Source organism: Kitasatospora sp. NPDC005856, assembly GCF_040629945.1.
Lineage (GTDB): Bacteria > Actinomycetota > Actinomycetes > Streptomycetales > Streptomycetaceae > Kitasatospora.
In genome coordinates, this window is sequence record NZ_JBEXWT010000001.1 from 34,774 (window position 1) to 56,574 (window position 21,801).

Annotated in this window: 15 protein-coding genes; 7 read left to right on the forward strand and 8 right to left on the reverse strand. The window is 70.2% G+C overall.

Features of this window, described 5'->3' with window-relative positions; translation table 11 throughout:
• Positions 1 to 31: 31 nt before the first annotated feature.
• Positions 32 to 4,312, reverse strand: a complete 4,281-nt coding sequence (locus ABZ449_RS00160; RefSeq protein WP_360337521.1) for a LamG-like jellyroll fold domain-containing protein — start codon at positions 4,310 to 4,312, stop codon at positions 32 to 34.
• Positions 4,313 to 4,893: 581 nt separating this feature from the next.
• On the opposite strand from ABZ449_RS00160, the gene ABZ449_RS00165 reads away from it, so the two are divergent.
• The 3 genes from ABZ449_RS00165 to ABZ449_RS00175 all read left to right on the forward strand — a co-directional run bounded on the left by ABZ449_RS00165 (position 4,894) and on the right by ABZ449_RS00175 (position 13,222).
• Positions 4,894 to 11,904, forward strand: coding sequence for an RHS repeat-associated core domain-containing protein (locus ABZ449_RS00165; RefSeq protein WP_360337524.1), 7,011 nt, complete (start codon positions 4,894 to 4,896; stop codon positions 11,902 to 11,904).
• A gap of 33 nt (positions 11,905 to 11,937) precedes the next feature.
• Complete coding sequence (locus tag ABZ449_RS00170) at positions 11,938 to 12,366, forward strand: hypothetical protein (RefSeq protein WP_360337527.1); 429 nt, start codon at positions 11,938 to 11,940, stop codon at positions 12,364 to 12,366.
• Positions 12,367 to 12,718: 352 nt separating this feature from the next.
• Positions 12,719 to 13,222 carry a hypothetical protein gene (locus ABZ449_RS00175; protein WP_360337529.1) on the forward strand — a complete coding sequence of 168 codons (504 nt, stop codon included), beginning with the start codon at positions 12,719 to 12,721 and terminating at the stop codon, positions 13,220 to 13,222.
• Between the two features lie 230 nt (positions 13,223 to 13,452).
• On the opposite strand, the gene ABZ449_RS00180 is transcribed toward ABZ449_RS00175, so the two are convergent.
• Together ABZ449_RS00180 and ABZ449_RS00185 are read right to left on the reverse strand one after the other, a co-directional pair.
• Positions 13,453 to 14,712, reverse strand: a complete 1,260-nt coding sequence (locus ABZ449_RS00180) for an acetylhydrolase (protein WP_360337532.1) — start codon at positions 14,710 to 14,712, stop codon at positions 13,453 to 13,455.
• A 157-nt stretch (positions 14,713 to 14,869) separates the two neighbouring features.
• Positions 14,870 to 15,826, reverse strand: a complete 957-nt coding sequence (locus ABZ449_RS00185; protein ID WP_360337535.1) for a phosphatidylinositol-specific phospholipase C — start codon at positions 15,824 to 15,826, stop codon at positions 14,870 to 14,872.
• Positions 15,827 to 16,024: 198 nt separating this feature from the next.
• Here ABZ449_RS00185 and ABZ449_RS00190 point away from each other — a divergent pair, with 198 nt between their 5' ends.
• Together ABZ449_RS00190 and ABZ449_RS00195 are read left to right on the forward strand one after the other, a co-directional pair.
• Positions 16,025 to 16,387, forward strand: coding sequence for a hypothetical protein (locus ABZ449_RS00190; RefSeq protein ID WP_360337538.1), 363 nt, complete (start codon positions 16,025 to 16,027; stop codon positions 16,385 to 16,387).
• 93 nt (positions 16,388 to 16,480) lie between these two features.
• Positions 16,481 to 16,747 carry a hypothetical protein gene (locus tag ABZ449_RS00195; protein WP_360337541.1) on the forward strand — a complete coding sequence of 89 codons (267 nt, stop codon included), beginning with the start codon at positions 16,481 to 16,483 and terminating at the stop codon, positions 16,745 to 16,747.
• Positions 16,748 to 16,811: 64 nt separating this feature from the next.
• On the opposite strand, the gene ABZ449_RS00200 is transcribed toward ABZ449_RS00195, so the two are convergent.
• The 4 genes from ABZ449_RS00200 to ABZ449_RS00215 form a co-directional block, all read right to left on the reverse strand.
• Positions 16,812 to 17,324, reverse strand: a complete 513-nt coding sequence (locus tag ABZ449_RS00200; RefSeq protein ID WP_360337544.1) for a DUF6584 family protein — start codon at positions 17,322 to 17,324, stop codon at positions 16,812 to 16,814.
• Between the two features lie 40 nt (positions 17,325 to 17,364).
• Positions 17,365 to 18,231 carry a methyltransferase domain-containing protein gene (locus tag ABZ449_RS00205; RefSeq protein WP_360337547.1) on the reverse strand — a complete coding sequence of 289 codons (867 nt, stop codon included), beginning with the start codon at positions 18,229 to 18,231 and terminating at the stop codon, positions 17,365 to 17,367.
• Positions 18,232 to 18,300: 69 nt separating this feature from the next.
• Positions 18,301 to 18,990 carry a hypothetical protein gene (locus ABZ449_RS00210; RefSeq protein WP_360337549.1) on the reverse strand — a complete coding sequence of 230 codons (690 nt, stop codon included), beginning with the start codon at positions 18,988 to 18,990 and terminating at the stop codon, positions 18,301 to 18,303.
• A 146-nt stretch (positions 18,991 to 19,136) separates the two neighbouring features.
• Entirely contained in the window at positions 19,137 to 19,598 is a 462-nt protein-coding gene (locus ABZ449_RS00215; RefSeq protein WP_360337552.1) for a ferredoxin, read from the reverse strand.
• A gap of 125 nt (positions 19,599 to 19,723) precedes the next feature.
• Between ABZ449_RS00215 and ABZ449_RS00220 the strand changes: the two genes are divergently transcribed.
• Both ABZ449_RS00220 and ABZ449_RS00225 read left to right on the forward strand, forming a co-directional pair.
• Entirely contained in the window at positions 19,724 to 20,125 is a 402-nt protein-coding gene (locus tag ABZ449_RS00220) for a VOC family protein (protein WP_360337555.1), read from the forward strand.
• Between the two features lie 232 nt (positions 20,126 to 20,357).
• Positions 20,358 to 20,837 (forward strand): RICIN domain-containing protein, encoded by a 480-nt coding sequence (locus tag ABZ449_RS00225; RefSeq protein WP_360337558.1) that lies wholly within the window; start codon positions 20,358 to 20,360, stop codon positions 20,835 to 20,837.
• 67 nt (positions 20,838 to 20,904) lie between these two features.
• On the opposite strand, the gene ABZ449_RS00230 is transcribed toward ABZ449_RS00225, so the two are convergent.
• Entirely contained in the window at positions 20,905 to 21,783 is an 879-nt protein-coding gene (locus ABZ449_RS00230; protein ID WP_360337561.1) for a DUF3592 domain-containing protein, read from the reverse strand.
• Between the last annotated feature and the right edge of the window lie 18 nt (positions 21,784 to 21,801).

A 21,801-nucleotide genomic window follows, 5' to 3' on the forward strand; every position in this document is an offset into this window, starting at 1 on the left:
GCACCGATACACCGCCCATCTGGCGGTCGGGCTACACGCCCGCGAGGGTCTGGTTGTCGAGGATCCAGTGCTGATTCGCCTGGTCGGCGCACTGCCGGACACCCAGTGGGGTGGCATTCTGGGTGTTGGAGGCGGGCAGCTCCAGGCACTTGTTCGACGCCGGGTTGTAGAGCGCGCCGTCGTAACGGCGGATCCACGTCTGGGCAGCGGAGTTGGTGCACGCCTGCGATACGACCGGGGTGCCGTCGACGACGTTGGCGTCCCGGGTGCCCAGACAGAGCCCGTTCGGCACGGTCTTGAGCCGGCTGTCCCGGGTGGTCGAGAAGTGCTGCTTGTCACCGTTCCAGCAGTCGTAGATCACCACCGGCGAGCCTGCGGTGTTGCCCCAGTTGTCCAGGCACTTGTGGGAGTTGACCGCGCTCCGGATGTGGACGATGGACTGCGACGTGGCGACGACGTTCACCTGGGGGTCGGTCAGGGCGTACGGGTAGACCCGAACGTCGCTGATCGCGCCGTTGACGAAGTCGCTGGGCGATTTGCCGTTGAACGTGGCACCACCGATGTTGAGGCTGCCGGCCGGTGGCTTCCACGCGGTGCCCACCTTGGCCGAGCCGACGGCGAGGCCGTTGACGTACAGGGTGGCCAAACCGGTTGCGGCGTTGTAGGTGCCGGTCAGGTGGGTCCACTGCCCGACGGTCGTGGCGGTGCGACCGTCCCTGTCGTACGCGGAGTAGTACTCGGGCGAGGTGACCGAGTCGCTGCTCGGCAGGACGAAGGCCCAGTTGTTGTAGGCCTTCGAGTACTGCAGGTAGAACGGGCTGGCCTGGTTGCCGGTCAGCGAGACCGCGGTCTGGTAGCTGTCGGTGTTGTTGAGCTTCACCCAGGCCGAGACGCTGTAGCTCTGGGTGGTGTCCAGCCCGGGAGAGGTGGCCCCGGCGCCGACCGGCGCGGTGGTGCGGTAGACGGTCGCGCCGTCCAGGGCGGTCGCCTTGTTCGCCGCGCGGTTGTGGTCGGTGGTGAGTGCGGTGCCGGTCGGGTAGGTGGTCTTGGGGTCGCCGCCGTTCTTGTACAGCGTGTTGGTGCTGCTGCTGTCACCGGTGCCGTCGAGTGCCCACCACTGGGGGGCGACCGAGATGTTTCCGATCGGGGTGCCACCGGCCAGCCAGGTGTAGCCGGCCGACGGGTTGCCGGGGGTGGTGGGCTGGCCCCACCAGATGTCGAGGGAGCCGTCGGCCTTCCTGCCCCAAAGGCCCGGATTGCCGTTGCCGGTGAGGTCGCCGTCCGAGCCGAGGGTCGGGTAGGCATCGGTGGAGACCCAGCCGATCCGCTGGCCGACCGGCACCATCTGGGTCAGCGTCGGGACCAGCAAGGGCTTGCCGCTGCCGTCGGTGATCGGAGCGCCCTGGTTGTCGATGGCGGTGACGGTGCCGGTGGTGAAGGTGTAGGCGAGGACGTCGTCCTTGGGCCCGTCGGCGGCGGCTGCGAGGTTACGGGCCCACAGGCCCGGGTGCCCCTGCTTGGCCCAGTCGCCGGGGGTGATCAGCTCCTTGTCCTTCCAGCCGGACGCGGCCAACTGGACGGGCTTGCCCAGGGTGTTGGCATTGGTGGCCGGGTAGTACCAGAGGGCCGCGTCAGCGCCGTTGCCGGTGCTCTCGACGCTGAGCAGACCGGTCTTGTTCTTGAAGCCCAGCTTGGGGTCGAGGTCGGTGGTGACCGGGTCGCCGAGGGCGGCGATCCGCAGCGTGGTGGACCAGTCGACGGCGTTGTAGCCGGCGGCCTTCAGCCAGGCGCAGTCCTCGGACGCGGTCGGGAGGCACTTCGGCTTGGTGATCGGCACCGAGTTGTCGATCCGCCCGTAGACGCCCGTGTTCCCGGGGTTCTGGTAGAGCCTCAGCAGCGGGTCGCCGGGCGCGTGGGCGAACACGTCATCGATGTTGTTGCCCCCGCTGAGCGTGCCGCGGTGGGCGAGCTGGACGGTGTTCCAGCCCTTTCCGCCGGGCGCGTCGGCCGGGGTGGCGACAGCCGCCACCGCCGGGGCACGGACCTTGGAGTTGCCCGGCGCGTTGTAGGCGCGCAGGTAGCCGGCCTGGTCGGGCTGAAGGATGTCGGGGGCGCCGTCGCCCGTGACGTCGCCGAAGACCGGCGGCGGGCCGTCCGGGTTCCACGGCACGTAGAAGGAGTACTGCGCGATCGGCGAGACGTTGCGCGCGTTGTCCATCACCTGCATGTAGAGGACGTTGGTGCCCCAACGGCCCGGAGTCACGACGACACCGTTCGTGGGGTAGTCGTTGCCGCAGACCCAGCCGGCGCCGGCGAGCTGCGGATCCCAGGACCAGCGGGCGCAGACGACGCCGGAGGCATTGCCGCCCGGGGCCGGGTCGGCCGCGGTGAACGGCACCACGCCCTGCTGGTCGAGGTGCTTCTTCGTCACCTGACCGTTCCCGGAGGGTGGGAACGTGTAGTCCAGCTGCCCCTCGGGCAGCAGGGTGTTGACGTCCGGGACGGAGATGGTCGGCGGGGTCAGGTCGACGCCGAAGCGGCAGGCCGGGGTCCCGGCGGACCGCTGGACCAGCCCGTCGGTGGCCATGGCGTCCCAGCCGTACACGTGGCCGTCCTGGAGCAGACCCTGCTTGACCTGGAACGCGGCCACACCGCCGTTGATCGTCAGGGGGGTCTGGCCACTGTCGGCGCGGCTGGTGTCGGCGTAGTCCCAGATTCCCATCCAGCCGTAGAGCGACTGCTGGACCGGGCTGCCGACCGTCGCGTTGAGGGTGACGGAGCCGTTGAAGCCGGACGCCGAGTTCATCCACCCGATCGAGTTGCCGTTGCAGCCCTGGTTCTCCGCCCACGGCACGGCCGTGGTGGGTGCGGGCGAGGCGTACGTGTCGGTCGGCACGTTGGGAACGCGGTCGTACTCGATCTCGACGGCGGCGCCGTAGTCGAGCCGCTTGAACGCCATCGCGTCGGACTCGTTGCGGGCGAACACCCCGAAGGTCATCGTGTCGTTGCTGGTGGCGTAGGTCTGGTAGGCCCAGGTCACGTCGTAGCCGAACTGGTACTTGTCGCCGCAACCTTGGCGGCCTGCGCCGGGCACCGAGGCTTCGGCGAGCCGGCCGCCCACGATGCCGGGCGGGTTGTTCCAGGTGGTCTGGTTGCTGATCGGACCGGTGGCGTAGAGGTCCACGGTGTACTTGTCGGTGCAGGAGTAGGCCGAGGACTCCGTCTCCCACATCGACATGATCGCCTTGTTGATGACGGCGCCCCGGTACCAGTGGGTGTCGAACTGATAGTACGAGCGTTCGATGCCCTTGGTGGTCCGATAGCCCTGGTAGCCGACTCCGGGGTGAGCGTACGGGTCGTTGGCGTTGCTGACCGTCCGCCCGATGTTGGCCGTGTCCGGATAGCCGGACTGGGTCCAGGTCCAGGCGTTGGAGCCGTTGAGGTCCGGGATCCAGGCCGGATCGATGAACCAGGGCCCCTGGCCCTTGCCGAGCACGGAGTCGTCGGTGGTCAGCTCGACGGCGTCGCCCGTGACCGTGACCGGCATGTCGGTGACCTTGGCGCCGTCGCCCGGACCGTCGGAGGTGCTGCGGTGCCCGGACGCGGCCAGCGGGGCGTCGGCAGCGGAACCGTTCGGGGCCTGGGCCGACTTGGCGGGCGCCGCCGGGGCGGCCGAGCTGTCCCACATCCGCGGTGTGGGCGCGTGCCAGCGGGACTTGCCGTCGACGGTCTCGGCGGTGAGCCTGCCGGTCCTGTCGGCCCGGACGGTGACGCCCTTGCCCTTGGTGCCGAAGCGGACCTTCTTCAGCGCCGGGTTCTTCGCCGCCTCCGCGGTCTTGACGACCAGGACGGTGGAGAGCCCGCCGAACTTGGAGACGGTCACCTTGAGGTCGATCCCGGGGGCGACCTCGGGGTAGAGCAGTGCCTCGCCCGCCGGGTCGAGCGTCGGCTTGGTCAGCGGGAACGGCGAGTCGATGGTGAGCGTCTCACCGTCCGCGCTGGTGAGGGTGCCGAGCGGACCCTGACCGCCGCCGGACAGGTGCACCCCGGACAGGGCGGTCTTCGGGCGGTAGCCGCCCTGCCCGTCCGGGACGAGCATGCCGTCGAGCGGCGCCCAGGTTCCGTTCTGCTTCACCCGCTGCGGCTCGACGTGCTCGGTGCGCTTGAGGTGGCCAGCCGGAGTCGCAACGGTCTCGCTCACCCCGTCGGTCAACTCGGCGACGGGGACCGGCTTTCCGGTCTTCGCCGCCTCGGCGATCGCCCTGTCGGTCGGACTGATCAGGGGCCGGTCACCGGCGCGCTTCGCATCCACCGCGGCCATCTGTGCCGCGAGGTCCGGTGGGATGGCCGAAGGGTCGACGGACGAGGCCCCGGCACTGACTGACGGGCTGTCGGCAAAGGCGATCGGCGTGATCGACGTCAGCGCAAGAGCGAGTCCGACTGCGGTGGTGACGGCGGCCCGTGACGGATATCTGGAACGGCGTGCGCCGGATGTGGCTCCGAGCGGAGCGGCAGGCATGGTGAAGTCCCCCCACGAGAGATGTCCTGATCCGATAAAGCGGCCAGGGATCTGACTCTGCGAAGCTCGCGTGCAGAGTTGGTCAGCAAACTACCGTTGCCAGCAAACGGCCCGTCAACTGCATATCGCCACAAGCCTGTCCGGTTTGGCCCAGCGGTTCCTGATTCGGAAGAACTGTGATGCTTGTCACTTCCCTCATCGGCTTGGTTCGACCTAGACCGGTGGCGATACCCCGCTTTACTCTCCGCCGGGATGTCATTCGTTCGCGCTGTGCACGGATGACGAAACGTTATGAAACCTGGGGGGTAGTGATGTTGGTGAGTCATGTCCGATTCCGTCGAATGATGGGCCGGGAGGGGCCACCTTCGACACGAGTGAAGTCCCGGACCGCGGTGGTGAGTGCGCTGGCGGTCCTGGGATCCCTGCTGTCGCCGCTGGCGCCCGCCTTCGCGGCACCGTCGGGCGACGGCAAGGACAAGATCTGGACACCGCCGAACACGCCGCTTCAGCGGACGGCCTCGGTCCCGGGGAAGGCGGACAAGCCCCAGGCGGCACCGCTGCCGACCGGCTCGCCGAACTGGGTGCCGCCGAAGACGGCACCGCAGCCGAAGCACGGGAAGGCCGTGGTGGCGCTCGACGCTGCACCGGCGGCCTCGAGGAACGCCGCGGCGTCGGACGGCCGGAAGTCCGCCTCCGGTGCCTCCAGGCAGGCGGGCGACCTGCCGGTGTGGCTCGCGCCGATCGCCGGGGCGGCGCCGGCGGCCTCGGTGCAGGTGCAGGTAGCCGACCCGAAGACCGCCGCCGCCGCGGGCGCGCCGGGTGCGCTGATCTCGCTCTCGCGCGGCGACGGCGCGGAGGAGCCCGGAAAGGTCCAGGTCGGGCTCGACCTCGGGTCGATCGGCTTCGGCGGTGACTTCGCCCACCGCGCCCGGCTCACCGTCCTGCCCGAGTGCGCGCTGACCACGCCGGATGCCGACGGTTGCCGGACCGGCACGCCGGTCGCCGCGCACTACGACGAGCAGGCCAAGCGACTGGTCGCGGACGTCGAGTTGGCGGCCGCGAGCGCGGCCAGCGCACAGCAGCGGTCCGAGGCGGCCTCGGCCGGAACCGCGGCGGCCGCGCCGCAGCTGTTGCTGGCATTGGACGGAGCCCCCCAGAGCGGCACCGGTACCTACAGCGCCACCTCGCTCTCGCCGAGCCAGGCCTGGGCCGCGGGGAGCTCCTCCGGTTCGTTCACCTACTCCTACCCGATCGTGGTCCCGCCGGCCCTGGGCGGCACGCCGCCGTCCGTGTCACTCGGCTACGACTCCTCGGCGGTGGACGGCAAGACGGCCTCCACCAATGCGCAGGCCTCCTGGATCGGCGACGGCTGGGACCTCGGCGGTGGCTTCGTCGAGCGCGGATACCGTGGCTGCGACAAGGCGGGCATCCCCGGGTCGGGTGACCAGTGCTGGGGCGGCCCGAACCTGACACTGTCGCTCGGCGGCCACTCCGGTGAGCTGGTTCCGGACGACGCCTCCTGCGTGTCCGGCAATGCCACCGACGAGCTGTCGAAGTGCACCTGGCGCCTGAGGCGGGACGACGGTACCAAAGTCGAGTTCCTCACCGGCGCCGACAACGGCACCTGGAACGGCTCGTACCTGAAGGTGACCGACACGACCTCGGGCACCGTCTTCTACTTCGGCCTCAACCAGCTCCCGACGGCGAACGGAACGCCGGCCAAGGTCGGCCCGGAGAGCAAGTCGGCCTGGTCGGTGCCGGTGTACTCGCCCAACCCCGGCGACCCGTGCTACGAGGCGGCTAAGGGCAAGGGCTCCTGGTGCCAGACCGCTTGGCGCTGGAACCTGGACTACGTGGTCGACTCGCACGGCAACCTGACCACCTACTCCTATACCCCCGAACTCAACCGGTACGCGCGAGGCGGCGCCCAGAACGGCGGCAAGGGCGAGCTGACCCCGTACACCCGAGGCGGTGTCCTCGCCACGATCGGTTACGGCCAGCTGCTGTCCGACCAGCTCGGGGCGAACGGCGCGTTCCAGCCCGCCGCGAAGATCGACTTCACCGCCGGTGAGCGCTGCAAGTCCGGGGCGATCTGTGATCCGGCACAGCGCACCACGGCGAACGCGGCGAACTGGCCGGACGTGCCGATGGACAAGCAGTGCCTGGAGACCGGCGCGTGCGCCAACTACACCCCGACCTACTGGTCGACGCTGTGGCTGAACTCCATCACCACCTCGATCCGCTCCGGCGGGACCTACCGCCCGGTGGACCAGTACGACTTCGTCCATGAGTTCAAGACACCGCAGAACGCGACCGACAACGCGCCGATCGCCTGGCTGCAGTCAGTGAAGCGCACCGGAAAGGACACCGCCAACGGCCAGTCCGAGCAGGCGTTGCCGGAGGTGACCTTCACCGACGAACTGTTGCCCAACCGGGTGGACGGCCTGGTGCCGGCGCGTCCGCGCTACAACCGTCCGCGTCTGGCGGTCATCAGCACCGAGACCGGCGGCACGATCCTGGTGTCGTACGCCAAGGAGTCCTGCTCGCGCACGGCAGGGAGGATGCCGACCTCTGCGGACAGCAACGACAAGAGCTGCTTCCCGGTGAAGTGGTTCGACACCGGCGTGCAGACCACGGTGGACGACTGGTTCCTGCGGTACCCGGTGGAGACGGTCACCGTCGACCCGAACGCCAAGCTGATCACCGGCGCGGTGTCGATGACCACCTCGTACACCTACGGACCGGCGGCCTGGCACCGCAGCGACGGTGCGCTGGTGGAGTCGGACTACCGGACCTGGGACCAGTTCCGCGGCTACGCAAGCGTCACCACGGTGACCGGCTCCGGCAAGGACGGGGCGCAGGCGAAGTCGACCACCAGCTACTACCAGGGCATGAACGGCGACATCAAGGCGAACGGGAGCGCCAAGGCGGCGTCCGTCGCCGGGGTGAAGAGCGGTAGCAAGCCCGACGAGGAGTGGCTGTCCGGCCAGGTCCTGGAGAAGGACACCTACGCAGACGCCGCGGCCCCTGTGGGCGCGCCGGTCGCCTACACCGTCAACTCCTACGAGCGCAGCGCCGGCCTGAAGCCGACCGCGACCCACAAGCGCACCGGGCTGCCGGACCTGGTAGCCAACTACCTGGCCACCACGTCCACCTCCGTCACCACCTCGGTGACGACCACCGGGACCCGGAGCACCTCGACCGTCACCACGACGGACCCGGGGAACAACAACCGGATCACCATCTCGCTGAGCACCGCCGACGGCACGCCCGACGTCTGCACCCGGTACCGCTACGTGTCCTCCCCGGGCCAGGTGGTGACCGGGCGGGTGTCTGAGGTGTACGTGATCTCCGGCCCCAACGCCTGTACTGCGGACGCGTCGTCGGCCAACACGGTCTCCGGCGCCCGTACACTCTACGACGGCCAGGGCTTCGGAACCTCGGACGCCAAGGGCGACGTCACCGAGACCCAGGTGCTGGACCGCTACGACGCCAATGGTGCCGCGCAGTACGTGACCAAGGCGACCGCCGCTTTCGACGGGTACGGGCGAGTCACCTCCGCGACCGATCCGACCGTCAGCGACGCCGCCAACCCGGACGGCGCCGTCGTCACCACCGCGTACAGCTCCGCCAATCCCGGCGAGCTGCCGAACAAGATGGTCACCGGCACTCCGGCCCCGGTCGGCGCGCCGGATGCCGGCAAGCCCCGCGCGACCACCGTCACGTTGAACCCGGCCCGAGCCCTTCCGATCACCTCCGAAGATCCCAACGGTCGGAAGACCATCGAGAGTTACGACGGATTGGGTCGGCTGAAGGCCGTCTGGATTCCCGGACGCGACACTGCGGCGGGTGCCAACTTCACCTACGACTACACGGTGAACGCGGCCAAGTCGCCGAGCACCGTCACCACCACATCGCTGCGATCGGGCGGCAACAGCCACAGCACGTCCACCCAGATCCTGGATGGTCTGGGCCGGGTGGTGCAGACCCAGGACGATCCGGCGGTCTCGGCGTACCACGGCCGCCTGATCACGGACACGTTCTACGACTCGCAGGGCCGGGTCAACCGCAAGTACAACACCTACTACGAGGACACCACCGCTCCGAACACCATCCGGTGGATCCCCGAGGGTGCGAAGGTGCCCAACCTGAGCGTGATCGAGCTCGACGGCCTGGGACGTCCGGTCAGCATGCAGTTCGTTGCTCTCGGCAAGCTGCAGACCACGACCACCACGGCGTACCCCGGTGCGGATCGGGTCGATGTGTCGCCGCCGACCGGTGCGACCGCCACCAGTGCTGTCACCGATGCCCGCGGCCGCACCATCGAGCTGTGGCAGTACCGGAAGCCGACAGCGACCGGAACCCCGGCCGACGCCGACGTGTCCCGCTACACCTACACCCCCGCCGGCCAGACGGCTTCACGCGTCGACGCCGCCGGGAACACCTGGAGTTACGCACACGACCAGCGCGGTCGCCAGGTGAAGGCGGACGATCCGGAAACCGGGATCTCGACCGTCACCTACGACACGGCGGGCCGGGTCGCGGCCACCACCGACGCGCGCGGTCAGGTCATCTCGTACACGTACGACCTGCTGGGCCGGAAGACCGGAACCTACAACGGCTCGGTCGCCGCGATCAACCAGCTGACCGCCTACACCTACGATACGGTCGCCAAGGGCCAGCCCGCTGGCTCCACGCGCTACGTCGGCGGGGCGAGCGGTGCGGCGTACAGCAAGAACATCACCGAACTCGACACCGCCTACCGCCCGACGAAGACGAACCTCTCCATCCCCGGCGAGGAGATCGGCAAGACCGGGCAGACGACGTTCGACTACAGCGCCGCCTACGACCCGATCACCGGCGCGATCGTCGCCGACGGGCGCGCCGCAGCGGGTGACCTGGCGCAGGAGTCGGTCAACTACAACTACGAGACGTACGGCAAGCTCAACGACATCAGCGGCGCTGGCATCACCTACCTTCGGCAGGCGGACTGGGACGCCTACGGGCGGAACATCCGCGCCACGATGAACCCGTGGGGTTCCCAGATCGTCGCGACGAACACGTACGACGAGCCGACCGGGCGTCTTCTGACCCAGTACGTCGACAAGCAGACCGGAGGTACCGGCACCGTCCAGAACACCACCTACGCCTACGACCCGGCGGGCCAGATCACCGCGATCCGGACGATCCCGAACAACAACCCGGCCGCGACCGATCTCCAGTGCTTCACCCACGACTACCTGGGCCGGATCACCTCGGCATGGTCGGACACCGGCCGCTTGGAGCAGCCGACCCCGTCGCTCGCCGGACAGGGGGCGTGCGCCAACACGACGCCCACCAGCGGCGCCGTGGCGCCGGCGAAGACGACGGTGGGTGGCAGCGCGCCGTACTGGCAGGACTACACCTACGACGCCGTCGGCAACCGCACCAAGCTGGTCATGCACAACCCGACCGGCGACATCTCGAAGGACCTGACCATCGACCAGGTGTTCCCGACCCCGGGTACCCGCAACACGCCGACCACCGCGGCCGGTACGGGCGGTGGCACCGGCGGTCCGCACGCACCCACGACGGTGAAGTCCACCTTCCCGAACAACGGCAGCGCCCCCGGCGCCAACCAGTACGACGCCGCCGGGAACACCACCAAGATCGCCAACCCGGGAGGCAACAAGACCCTGGGAGCGGGCTTCGTGCTGAAGGCTGGCGAGTCGGTGCGCTCCAACTCCACCCAGCTGACCATGCAGGACGACGGCAACCTGGTGCTGACCTCTTTGCGGACCGGCCTGGTGACCTGGTCGACCAACACCCAGAACCATCCGGGTGCCTGGGCGACCATGCAGGACGACGGCAACTTCGTGGTCTACGACCCGCAGCGCGTCCCGCTCTGGTCCTCGCAGACCTGGATCGGTGCGGGTAGCAAGTACTTCGCGGTCGTCCAGGACGACGGCAAGTTCATCGTCTACGCGCCGGGCTGGGTGTCCAAGTGGGGCACTCCCACCTGGAACGCGGTGGACGCGGCCAACGGCACAGAGCTGGTCTGGGACGTTGAGGGCAAGCTTGCCTCGATGAAGCAGGGCACCGCCACCACCGGCTACCTCTACGACGCGGACGGCAACCAGCTGATCCGCCGCAACCCGGGCAAGGTCACGGTCAACCTCGGTGGCGGGGACGAACTCGTCTACGACACCGGCAGCAAGACCAGCACCGGCACCCGCTACTACACCATGCCCGGCGGCATCACCCTGGTCCGCCAGGGCCCGACCAAGCTCACCTACCAGTTCTCCGACCACCACAACACCGGCACGCTCTCCATCGACTCGGCCGGCAGCACGGAGACCCGCCGCTGGACCGACCCGTTCGGCGTCGTGCGCGGCTCCGGCGCTGCCAACTCCTGGGCCGGCGACAAGGGCTTCGTGGGCGGCCTGAAGGACGACAACACCGGCTTCACCAACCTCGGCGCCCGCCAGTACCAGCCGAGCACCGGCCGCTTCCTCAGCCCGGATCCGCTGATCCTCCCCGGAGACCCGCAGCAGTGGAACGCGTACGCCTACAGCAACAACAACCCGGTGGACAAGTCTGACCCCACCGGCATGGCGCTGGAGGAGTGTGCGAGCGGCTTCGCCACCTGCAGCAACATGGGCACTAAGGTGATAAATGACAAGGGCCCGAACCACGACACTATCGTCGCGGAAATCCAGGCCGGGGAACCGGCCCGGAAGGCCGGGTACGTGGCGTTCATGATCGCCAAGAAGCTCCCGCTGGGCAATGGCTGGTCCGGCAGCGTCCCGGACGACCTGCAGGCTGAAAAGCGGGCCGCGCGTCGGGCCTACGGGCTGCAGTTGGAGGCTGAGTACAAGAAGAACACCAACTTTAAGTATGAGACGGTGCCTGGACAGACGGTGATTCCAGGGGCGCAGCCGTACGACTCGATCGTCCTGGGTAAGGCCAAGAGGTCGGAGCTGATGGCCTGTGCCTACACGGCTGCTGTGCTCGATTGTCTAGACGAGAAGCGAATCTCAAGCTGGGCCGCGGAGTTTGCGGTGGCGGAGTACCCCGAGGACGTGAAGGCCTACAAGGGTAGCGACCCGCCCCGGGTTAATGCCTTCAGGCACTTCGCCTGGCAGGCCATGATCACCGCCAAGTACGGCCGACAGAACGCCGAGATGTTGGCAGATGCTCACGAGGCCTATGGGGCTAGGGAAGGTCACGAATACCACGACCACATCTCGGATCTGGTGAACAATGAGTACGGCTGGAAGGTGGGTGAGAAGATCGGCGCGGCGAACCCGGGTGCTTCGGATGCACAACTCAAGGCCTTGATCCTCGGTGAAGCGAGGAAGTACGTTGCGTCGGACGACTTCGCTCGCCCAAGTGATTTCGAGTAGTGGCGCGTTGAGATATTCGGAACGGAGGATCGGGTGATTGGGGCTCTGGGGATGGGCTGGGAGCGGGCTCGGCATGGGGCGCGTGTTCTGGTTGCCTCCCTGATCGGCACCTTGCCGCTGGCGGCTTCGTGCGCGGTGGGGAAGGCGCCCGACCCGGCTGTCATTGGGACCTGGAAGGCGGGCGTCTCCTCGATCCAGTTCCTGGAAGGCGGCAAGCTCGGAGAGGTTCTTCTGCTGCCCGCCATGTGTCGTGGAAAGTCGTCGCCGACGGTAGTGAAGTTCACCGGCACGTGGAAGTACGGGAAGCAGGAAGACGCTGGGTCCGGTGCAGTCGCCCAACTCACTTCTGTAGACGGTTATATGACGTGCGATCGCTACTTCCAATATGTTAAAGACGAAGAGGGGGACGCACTGATTCTGACCGGTGTGGACACCCGCCAAGGGCCGTTCCTCCGGCAGTAGTTCGGGGCTCCTGTAGTCTCGTTGAGTTGGCGTCGGGAGCGCCTCATCCGTTCGTGGGATGGGACGCTCCCGACGTTCGCTGTAATGGGATGATCGGCTCATGGATCGCCCGGTTGAGAAGAAGCGCTCAAGCCCCTGTGTCGCGCTGCCTGATCAGCCGATCGCCCCGGCCGCCTTGTTGCCGACGCTGGCCTCCTGCGCGGTGGGGGAGACTGAGGCGCCGGTGGGCGCGGGGTCTGGCGGTCGGAGCAGCTTGGTTCGATTGAGTTCCTGGAGGCTGGGAAGCCGGGGGAGGTGGCCCTGTCTGCCTGCGGCGTGCCAGGCAGACAGGGCCACCGAGTTGGCGCCGGGGGTGAAGCTCACCGGTACCCGGAGGCATGGAGAGGTCGAGGAGGTCGGGTACGGCGCTTACGTCCAACTGACATCTGCCGGCGGTGTCCTGAAGTGTGAGGAGTACCTCCAGTACAGCAGGCGCGACGGCGTGGAGGTGTTGGAGATGAGCGATCTAGAGAGCTGCGGTGGCTTCCTGCGGGTCGGCGCAGACCTTTCGGCAGGGCCTCACGATGCCGACGCCGAAGCCGGAACCAACACCGGTGATCCGTATGGACGTCGATCCGTTGTACCGCCGCCTCCCGGACGTCGGTGCGCTGTCAAAGGCGCGGTGGATCGGTGCCGTCCTGGCGGGACTTCGGATCCCCGGCCGGTGGTGTCGGGGCCGACCTACGTGACGGTGGACGGCTTCGCCAAGGCCAATCCGGCGAAGCTGACGGCCATTATGTCGACCGACGCCTGGCAGGAGGAGCGCATCCTGTGCCAAGTCCCGCCGGAACTCACCGGCGAACTGGGGAAGGACTGAGACTGGCTGCACAGGGAGGCGTAAGACCGGTCGGTCGCCCGAGGCCAGTACTCGGGGCGATTCTACTTCGAGCGGGAGACCAGCCGGGTCTTCTTCTGCACCACCAACCCGAACGTGTGGGGCGCTGCTGGTGGAGCTGTACCGGACGGGTGCGGTGCTGGCGGGGCACCGGTAGGGGCGGGCGGCCGCACCCCCGTGGCGGCCGCCCGGTGTCCTTCCGTCGTACCGGTCTACGGGTGGTAGACGACCTCGGGGAAGGCCTTTGACGGGCCGTCGAGCAGGTTGCCGCAGTGGCGGCCGCGCAGGTGGAGGTCGAAGAAGGCGCGCGGGTAGGCCTGTTGGATGCGGACGCCGCGGTCGGGGTCGAGGGTGCCGACCTGGGACTGGATCTGCTGCTCGGTCATGCCGAGCAGCCGGCCCGCCTGGGGGATCAGCGTCATGTTGTCGCCGTACGAGCTGTGCATGGCGCCGGTGGCCTGGATGTCGAGGCGCCAGCCGCGCAGGTGGCCCCAGAAGGTCTCGGCGTACGGGTTGACGGCCCGGGCGAAGTCGGCGGTCATCATCATGAAGGGCCGGTCGATGTCCGTGGTGATGGCGGGATTGGACGCCATCGGTCCGTCCATGGAGAGGCCGGCGCGGATGCGCCGGTCGGCGACCATGGCGAGGGCGGTGGCGGTGCCGCCCTTGGACCAGCCGCAGGCGCCGATGTTCCGCGCGTCGAGGCCGCCGAGCAGGCCGGTCGGCAGGGTGCGGCCGTCGACGTCGGGGTTGCGGCCGTTGGCGAGGTCGACGACGCGGTCGAGGAGGAAGAGCAGGTCGGCGGCGTAGTCCCTCGGGTACAGCCCTGGGGCGACACCGTCCCGGGTGACGACGGTGCCGTCCGGGAACTCGGTGAACCCGTCGTGGGTGTGGTCGACGGTGACGACGGCGAAGCCGTGGCTGGCCAACTCCTGGACCACGATGGTGTGGTCGGCGCGGTGGCTGCCCGCGCCGTGCGAGTAGAGGACGACGGGCAGCGGCCGGCCGGCCCGGTGGACGGGCGCGCCCCGGTGGCCGGCGGTGAGCGGGGCGAGCGACAGGGGGAGCGGGAAGCCGGCGTCGTCGAGGAAGGCCTTCAGGGCGCCGTCGGTCATCCAGGGCGCGAGCGGGTACGCGTCGGCGTCCGCGGACGCGTACCGGGCCGGGTACCAGACGGTGGCCATCAGCTCGCGGTACTTCCCGGGCCGGGCGTTGGGGTCGAGCCGGGACTCGTCGCGCAGGTGCAGCGGCACCATGCCGACCGGGAAGGGGCCGGTGGGTGCCGGCAGGGTGAGCCGCGCGGGGGAGGCGGGAGCGGTGGGCGAGGCGGAAGCGGTGGGCGAGGCGGGAGCGGGAGCGGCCGAGGCGGCGCGGGCGAGGCCCAGTGGCGCGACCGCGCCCAGGGCGAGCGCGGTGCCCAGCATGCGGCGGCGGGTCGGTCCGGTGTGGCGGGCGGTCGGCGTGGTGTCCATGCGCGGAACGCTGTCACGCGGGGCGTGCGAGCGGCATCGGCCCACGGATTGATCAGCCGTCACATCGCATCGGCCCAGGGATTTACATCCCCGGGCCGATGCGGAAGGCGGTCGGATGAGGTTCACCGACGGCTTGCCGCCCGCCGCGCCCGCCCGCTCAGACGAAGTTCTTGTCGATCAGCATCTGCAGCACGTTGACGTGGAAGTCCGGGAAGTCCATCGGCACGATGCCGAAGCGGGCGCGCTGCTCGGTGCGGGCGCTCAGGTACGGGTGGATCGTGCGGTCCATCAGGGCCTGCGAGCTGGTCTTCGGCCAGTAACCACCGGCGTAGGAGAGGAAGTTGACGAACATCTTCGGATGGCCCGGATTGAGGAAGGCCTTGTCGAACTGGGCGACGATGCGCTGGCCCTTCGTGCCCAGCGGGTCGAGGCCGCCGGTCTGCCAGAGGTCCTGGGTGTCGAACCAGCCGTTCTCGCCGCTGGACCAGTCGATCAGGCCCCACGGGTTGGCGAAGTCGGCGATCAGGACGACCTTTCCGCGGGCAGTGGCGAGGGTCGGCCATCCGTAGAAGTGGAACAGGCCGCGGTAGCCCAGGTCGTCGAGGTAGTGGTTGACCCGTCGCATGAACTCGGCGTCGTCGAGCGACTGGCCGCCGGCGCGCTCGTTGCGCAGGCGCATCAGGACGGTCTCGCCGGGGTGCGACCGGAGGAAGGACCGGCACTGGTCGAGCACGTCCTGGAGCCGGATGTGCTGGTAGGCGTCGGAGTGGTAGATGCCGAGTTCGTCGGGCGCGCCCTGGAGGCCGTTGCAGCGGATGTCGAGGAAGCGGACCCCCTCGGTCAACTGCTGGGGTATTCCCCAGTTCTGGGTGTGCGACCACTCGGTGCCGTAGGCGGGGTTCTGGCAGCAGGAGTCGTGGGTGCCGGGGATGGTGAGGCCGAGCAGGGGGAGGCCGTCGTCCAGTCGGCTCATCCAGCTGTCCGTCGGCAGGCCGCGCGGGGTGGTGGCGCCGGCGGCCGCCCACGCGGAGCCGGGCAGGGCGAGGACTCCGAGGGCGGCGGTGGCGCCCATGCCCGCGCCCCACCTGAGAAGTTCACGACGTGCGATGCCCATGGTGCGGCTCCTTGGGTCCGGTCGGTCGTCCGAAGTGCGCTGCCATCCTGGCGCACGCGTCCACTGCTTCGACAGGCCCACGACGCCACGATCCCGACGTGCGTGGGCGATTCGGCCGTCCCCGGGGCGCGGGAACCGGACGGGCCCGTGGGGCGTGTGTGTCCTGAACGGGAGCACTGAGGAGAGGGTTGAGCGCGGATGGCATCGACGGAGGACGCAAGAAGAGGCGGCTGCGTGTGGCTCCTCGCCGGGCCCGCGCTGGCGGCGGTGATCACCTGGTCGGTCGCAGCAGTGGTCGGGCAGAGGTGGGCGGACTGCCCGCGTGGGATGGACACACCGCACCGTGCGACGATCGGGCCGATCATGTGGATGGCCTGGGTCGGCATGACCGCGCTGCTGTGGGTCCTCCAGGGTGCGCTGGCAGTGGTGCTGCCGAAGGGGGTCGAGCCGGAGGTCAAGTGGGTGGTGCTGATCGTGGCGGCCGTGGTGCTGTTCATCCTGTTCGGCGTCGCCATGGGCTCCCCGGACGCGTCGCCGGGCGGCCCCTGCTACCGCGACTAGCTGCCCGGCCTGTCGGGATCCCGCCCCGGCCGAACCCGTCGGCGGGGTGAAGATCGAAATGCGCGGACGGCCGCCGCCCGCCACGGTGGGACCGTGGCTGCGATCGTCGTCCTCTTCGAAATGGCCCCGGACCAGGCCCTCGGCCCCGAGGGCGTCGGCCCGGGCGTGGTCGCGGTGCACGCCGCCGGCCAGGATCCGGACGTCCCGGAGGACCCGCAGGCGCGCACCCTCTGCGGGCTGGACACCGCCCCGATGGAGCACTCCCACTACCGTCCCGCCCGGCCGGGCGAGCCGTGGTACCCGCCCGAGCTGGAGCAGCAGCGGTGCCGGCTCTGTGAGGCGGCGCTGCACCGGCTCTGAGCGGAGAGCCGAGAGCGGAGAGCCGAGAGCGAGAGCGAAGGGCCGTGGCCGGAGAAGGGCCGCGTCAGAGCCACCAGCTGACGAAGGTGACGACGCCGAGCACCGCGAAGCCCAGGAGCACCAGACCGGCCAGCACGAGTCCGGCGCAGGCCAGCGGCCCGGCCGAGTCGTCCTGGACGGGGTGCCGGGCGCGGTCGTGGACGTGCTGCCAGTGGACGGGGCGGCCCGCGTGCGCGGAGGCCGTCTCGCGGAGCTCGGCCAGCCTGGCGCGGGCGGTCTCCGTCTGCGCCGACCGCTCTGACCCGCGCCAGGCGAGGGCCACCATCCGGTCGAGGGGATCGGGGTGGCGGGCCTCGAAGGCCGCGGTCTCGGCCGGGTCCCGGTCCGCGTCGAGGTACGCCCAGCGGCCCGCCTCGGCCGGCTCGCCGTACAGGCGGTAGACCTCGGCCAGCCGCCGCCGCACCGTGAGGTCCGCCGGGTACGAGGCCACCAGGCCGCGCAGGCGTAGGCGGGCGACGGGTATGCGGCCGGCGCGAAGGTCCGCGTCGACCTTCGCCAGGGTGGTCTCAACTGTCACCGGAGCATGGTGGCGGAGGAAGAACTGCTGGTCAAAGGACTTAGCGGCTCCTCGGCGGCCGGTCAGCCGGCGCGGTCCGCGGGGCCGGTCCGGCGGGCCGGTGGGCGACCGCGCCCAACATCGCCACCGACAGGTGGAACGTCCCGTGCGCGGCGGCCGCGTCGAGGTCGGCGTAGAGCCGGTCGCGCTGCACCTCGGTGATCAGGCCGCGCCCGACGGCTGCCGCGCCGATGCCGCGGACGATCGGCTCGCTGACCGTGCGGGAGTCGTGCAGCAGGACGTCGGCGCCGAGGTGGTCGACGGCCAGTCCGGCCTCGACCAGCAGGCCGGCGAGGCGGCGCCCGGCGTCCGGGGTGGCGGCGGTGCCCTCGGCGACGGCGGCCAGCGCCGGGCGGACCTCCGGGGCGGCAGGGTGGAGCACGAAGGTGGCCCAGTCGGTGTCCAGCAGGGCGACCCGGCCGCCAGGGCGCAGCACCCGGGCCATCTCGGCGACGGCCTTCGCCGGATCGGTGAGGTGCTGGAGGACGCGCTCGCACCAGACGACGTCCGACTCGCCGTCGGGCAACGGCAGTGCGAGCGCGTCGCCGTCCAGGAAGCGGGCAGCGCTGCCGGCCTCGGCGGCGCGCTGTTCGGCGACGGCCCGCAGCCCGGGGTGGGGTTCGATGCCGACGGCGCGGCCCTGGGCGCCGACCGCCGCCGCGAGCACCTGGGTCTCCGAGCCGGTGCCGGCGCCGACGTCCAACGCGCACTCTCCGGGGCGCACGGCGAGCTGCGCATGTGCCCACGCGCGCAGCCGCCGTACCCCGGGGTTGGTGGCCTGGGCGTCCAGTGCGGCGATCAGCCGGTCGGTGAGCGCCGGGTCGATGTTGGCGGCGTGAAAGGCCGAGGTGGGGCGCGGGTCGCTCATGGCCGTCACCCTAAACGGACAGGACGGAAGATCCGCAGATGTCGCACCCGGGCCCCGGGGGTCGCGGGGTCAGTGGAGCTTGTTCACGGCGGCCCGGACGGTCTCCTTGAACGCGGGGACATCGGGCTGGGTCGAGTTGCTCTCCCATTCGACGATGGCGACGGTGTTGCCGTCCCGGCCCACGCCGTACAGGACGTTGCGGTAGCCCTGCCAGGCGGGGACCTCCTGTTCGTGCACGCCGCCGACGGTCGCACCCTCCTCGACGTCGACCGTGCCGTGGTCCTGGGCGGTCACCACGTCGTGCGGGTAGTCGGCCTGCATCCGGCCGGCGCAACCGGCGTAGTGCAGGCGGGCGGAGTCGGCCAGGGCGATGGCCTCGGCCTCGGTCGGCAGCACGTAGACCCGCTCGTAGGCGGCGGCCGTCTCGGACGTGAAGAAGTCCGCGGTCCAGATGTTCTCCTCGGGGACGTCGGGGCGGTACCAGCCGGCGAGGCAGCGGGTTTCGAAGCTATCGCCGGGCTGGTCCGACGCGTGGCCCTGCCAGGTGAGGGGATCCGGCGGCAGGTCCGCGGTGGTGAGCATGCCGGGGCGGGGCGCCTGTGCCAGGTCCTGGTCCTGGGCCTGCCTTTGGGCCTGCGCCTGTACCTGCGCCGTCGGCTGCGCCTGCGCCTGGGTCGCGGCCTGGGCGGTCGCCGCGGCGACCAGCAGTGCGGCCGCCACCACGCGCACTCGGGCCCGGCTGTCGAGCCTGATCCTCATCCGTCCACCTCCGGGTGTCGTCAGTTGCGCTCAGGATCGGGGACGGCGACAGCCCGTGTGGGGACGGACACGAACGGAGGCCGGAACACCGCTCCCAGGGCGCCGGATCCGTCCGAAATCCGTACCATCGGGCCGCGCACGGCACGTCAGAGGTCCGGCAGTGCCTCGCCGGGACGCGGCTCGCGGCCCTCGACGAGCCAGAACAGGTAGCCGCGCAGGTAGGCCTCCAGCCCGCCGTCCAGGTGGGCGGCGTATTGCCGCAGGGCCTCCGGCTCGTTCCGGCCCTCCTCACTCAGGTCCAGTTCGCGCCCGATCCAGGCCCGGACCTCGTCGCGGCGCGACCACCAGTCGCGCACCGCCTGCGGGGTCCAGTGGCGGTCGCCGTCCCAGGCGTAGCCGCCCAGGGGTTCCCCGTGGGCGATCTCCACCAGGGCGGCCACCTCGCGCGGGTCGGCGGGCTGGCGGTGGACGAACTCGCAGTGCTCGTCGTCGGAGAGCACGTGCTCGGGGAGGTAGTACGGGCCGTTCAGCCCGCTGTCGGTCCGGCCGGCGTAGAACGGCCCCGGAACGTTCAGTCGGCTGCGCTCCTGCCAGCGGCCGTGGCCCACGGAGATCGACGGACGGCGCCGACCCGCGGGGAGCCGGGGACAACCCGCGGGGAACGGGCCCGACCCGCAGGGAGCGGGCACAATCCGGTGGCGTCCGGGGACCGGGATCGGGGAGACTCGCGCGCATGGTTTCGGTATTGCAGAACGTGGCGATCGACTGCGCGGACGCCTATGAGCTGGCGCGGTTCTGGAGCGGTGTGACGGGTCGGCCGCTGGATCCCGACTGCCGGCCGGGGGACCACGAGACGCAGGTGCTGCTGGCGGAGGGCCCGATCCTGTACTTCAACCAGGTGCCCGAGGCGAAGACGGTCAAGAACCGGGTCCACCTGTGCCTACGGCCCGAGACCTCGCGCGACCAGGAGGTGGAGCGGCTGTTGGGCCTCGGCGCCACCCTCGTCGGCGATCACCGGTACCCCGACGGTTCGGGCTGGGCGATCCTCGCCGATCCCGAGGGCAACGAGTTCTGCGTGCTGCGCAGCGATTCGGACCGGGCCGCTGTGAACGGCGGTGTCGGCGTTCAGCCGTAGTGGCGCCGGCGTTCAGCCGTAGGAGTGCGGGCCGCTGCGTGGGCGGGACCGGAGTTCGGTCGTACGAACGACCGCCGGTGGTCCGGGGCTGGGCCGATCGAGTGAAACGCGGGACACCGTCGAGGGAACCCGCTTCACATCCCATGTCCAACCTCCTTTGCCTGCCCGTAACTTCGTGGCGGAACGATGCCGATCCGGTCGGCTCGCGAACCCCCTCGAACCAGGAGCAGCAGTGCGCATCTCCCAGAAGGTCGGCGCCATCGCTACGGCCGTCGCCTCCCTCGCCGGCGTCGCCCTCCTCGACACCGGCACCGCGACCGCCGCCGACAGGATCGCCTATGCCATCCAGGTCGTGGCCGACGACTCCAACCTCGACGAGTACGACGGGCGTCAGATCTGGACCCGCGATCCCGTCCTCACCTTCCAGGACTGGGCGATCACCCGGCTCCGGGACGGCAGCTACACGATCCAGGGCACCCACTACGGCAAGTGCATCGTGGCCAACGGGCCCGGGAGCAGCGTCGCCCAGAAGAACTGCAACCCGGGTGACCTGGCCCAGCGTTGGAGCCTCAACCCGGAGTCGCGACAGACCCAGATCGAGAGCGTCAAGTACCCGGAGTACGTCCTCCAGTCCCACGGTCAGGACACGACCGTCACCCTGGAGGCGGACACCTCCAGCGAGCACGACCGGTGGATCTTCTACACCAAGTAGCGCGGACCCCCGCGCCGCTTCGCGGGGATCCCCGCGCCACTGCGCGCGGGCCCCGCCCGGAGCCGGCTCAGTCCGCGGCGGACAGGCAGAGCAGGACCACTCCCGCGACCGTCGCCGACGCCGTGACGCCCAGGGCGGCGACCGCGCAGCCGACCCCGCCCCGGTCGGAACGGCGCTCGGCCGCGAGGTCCGGCGTGAAGTCGGCCGGGTCCCCGGGCGGGTAGTGGACCGTGAGGTCCTGACCGTACGTGACGGCGGAGTCCGGCAGGCCCGAGGGGTAGTAGGCGGTGACGGCGGACCCCTCGTGGGTGGTGAAGGCGACGACGGGCGTCCGGCTGCTCCGGACGTCGCCGTCGGCGTCGGTCTCGACGGTCCTGAGGACGGCGATGACGCGGCCCGGTACGGGCACCGCGGCGGCCAGGACGTCGAGACGGCTTCTGGCACGCCGCCGATCCCCGGGCAGGGCGCGCGCGGTGGCGACGGCGGCCGGGCCGCCGAAGCCGACCAGGGCCCACGGCCAGCCCCGGTCGATCGCGGCGGTGACCACCAGCCCGCAGTAGACCAGGAACACCGCGAAGGTCGGCGGGCCGAGCCCGCGTCGGCCCGCCTGGAGGTCGTCGGTGAACCGGAAGAGGTGCGGCCGTCCGGGCGGGTAGTGGATCCCGACCTCCCGGCCCACCCAGGCCGTGGTGATCCGGTCGCCGCAGTCGCCGTCGTTGGTGACGGTGAACTCCTCGCCGGAGGAAGGGTCCTGGAAGCGGACGACCACCGCGATCCCGTCCTTCTCGGAGCCCCCGTTCCGCGGCTCGCGCACCCGCTCGATCCGCCCCGTCACCCGCACCGTCCGCTGCGCCCGGGTCATGCCGGCCAGCGACCGCCCGTACCCGACCAGCGCCAGGAGGCCGAGCGCTCCGCACCACAGTGCCGGAATTCCGTGCCAGTTCACGCGTGTCCGCTCCTGTCC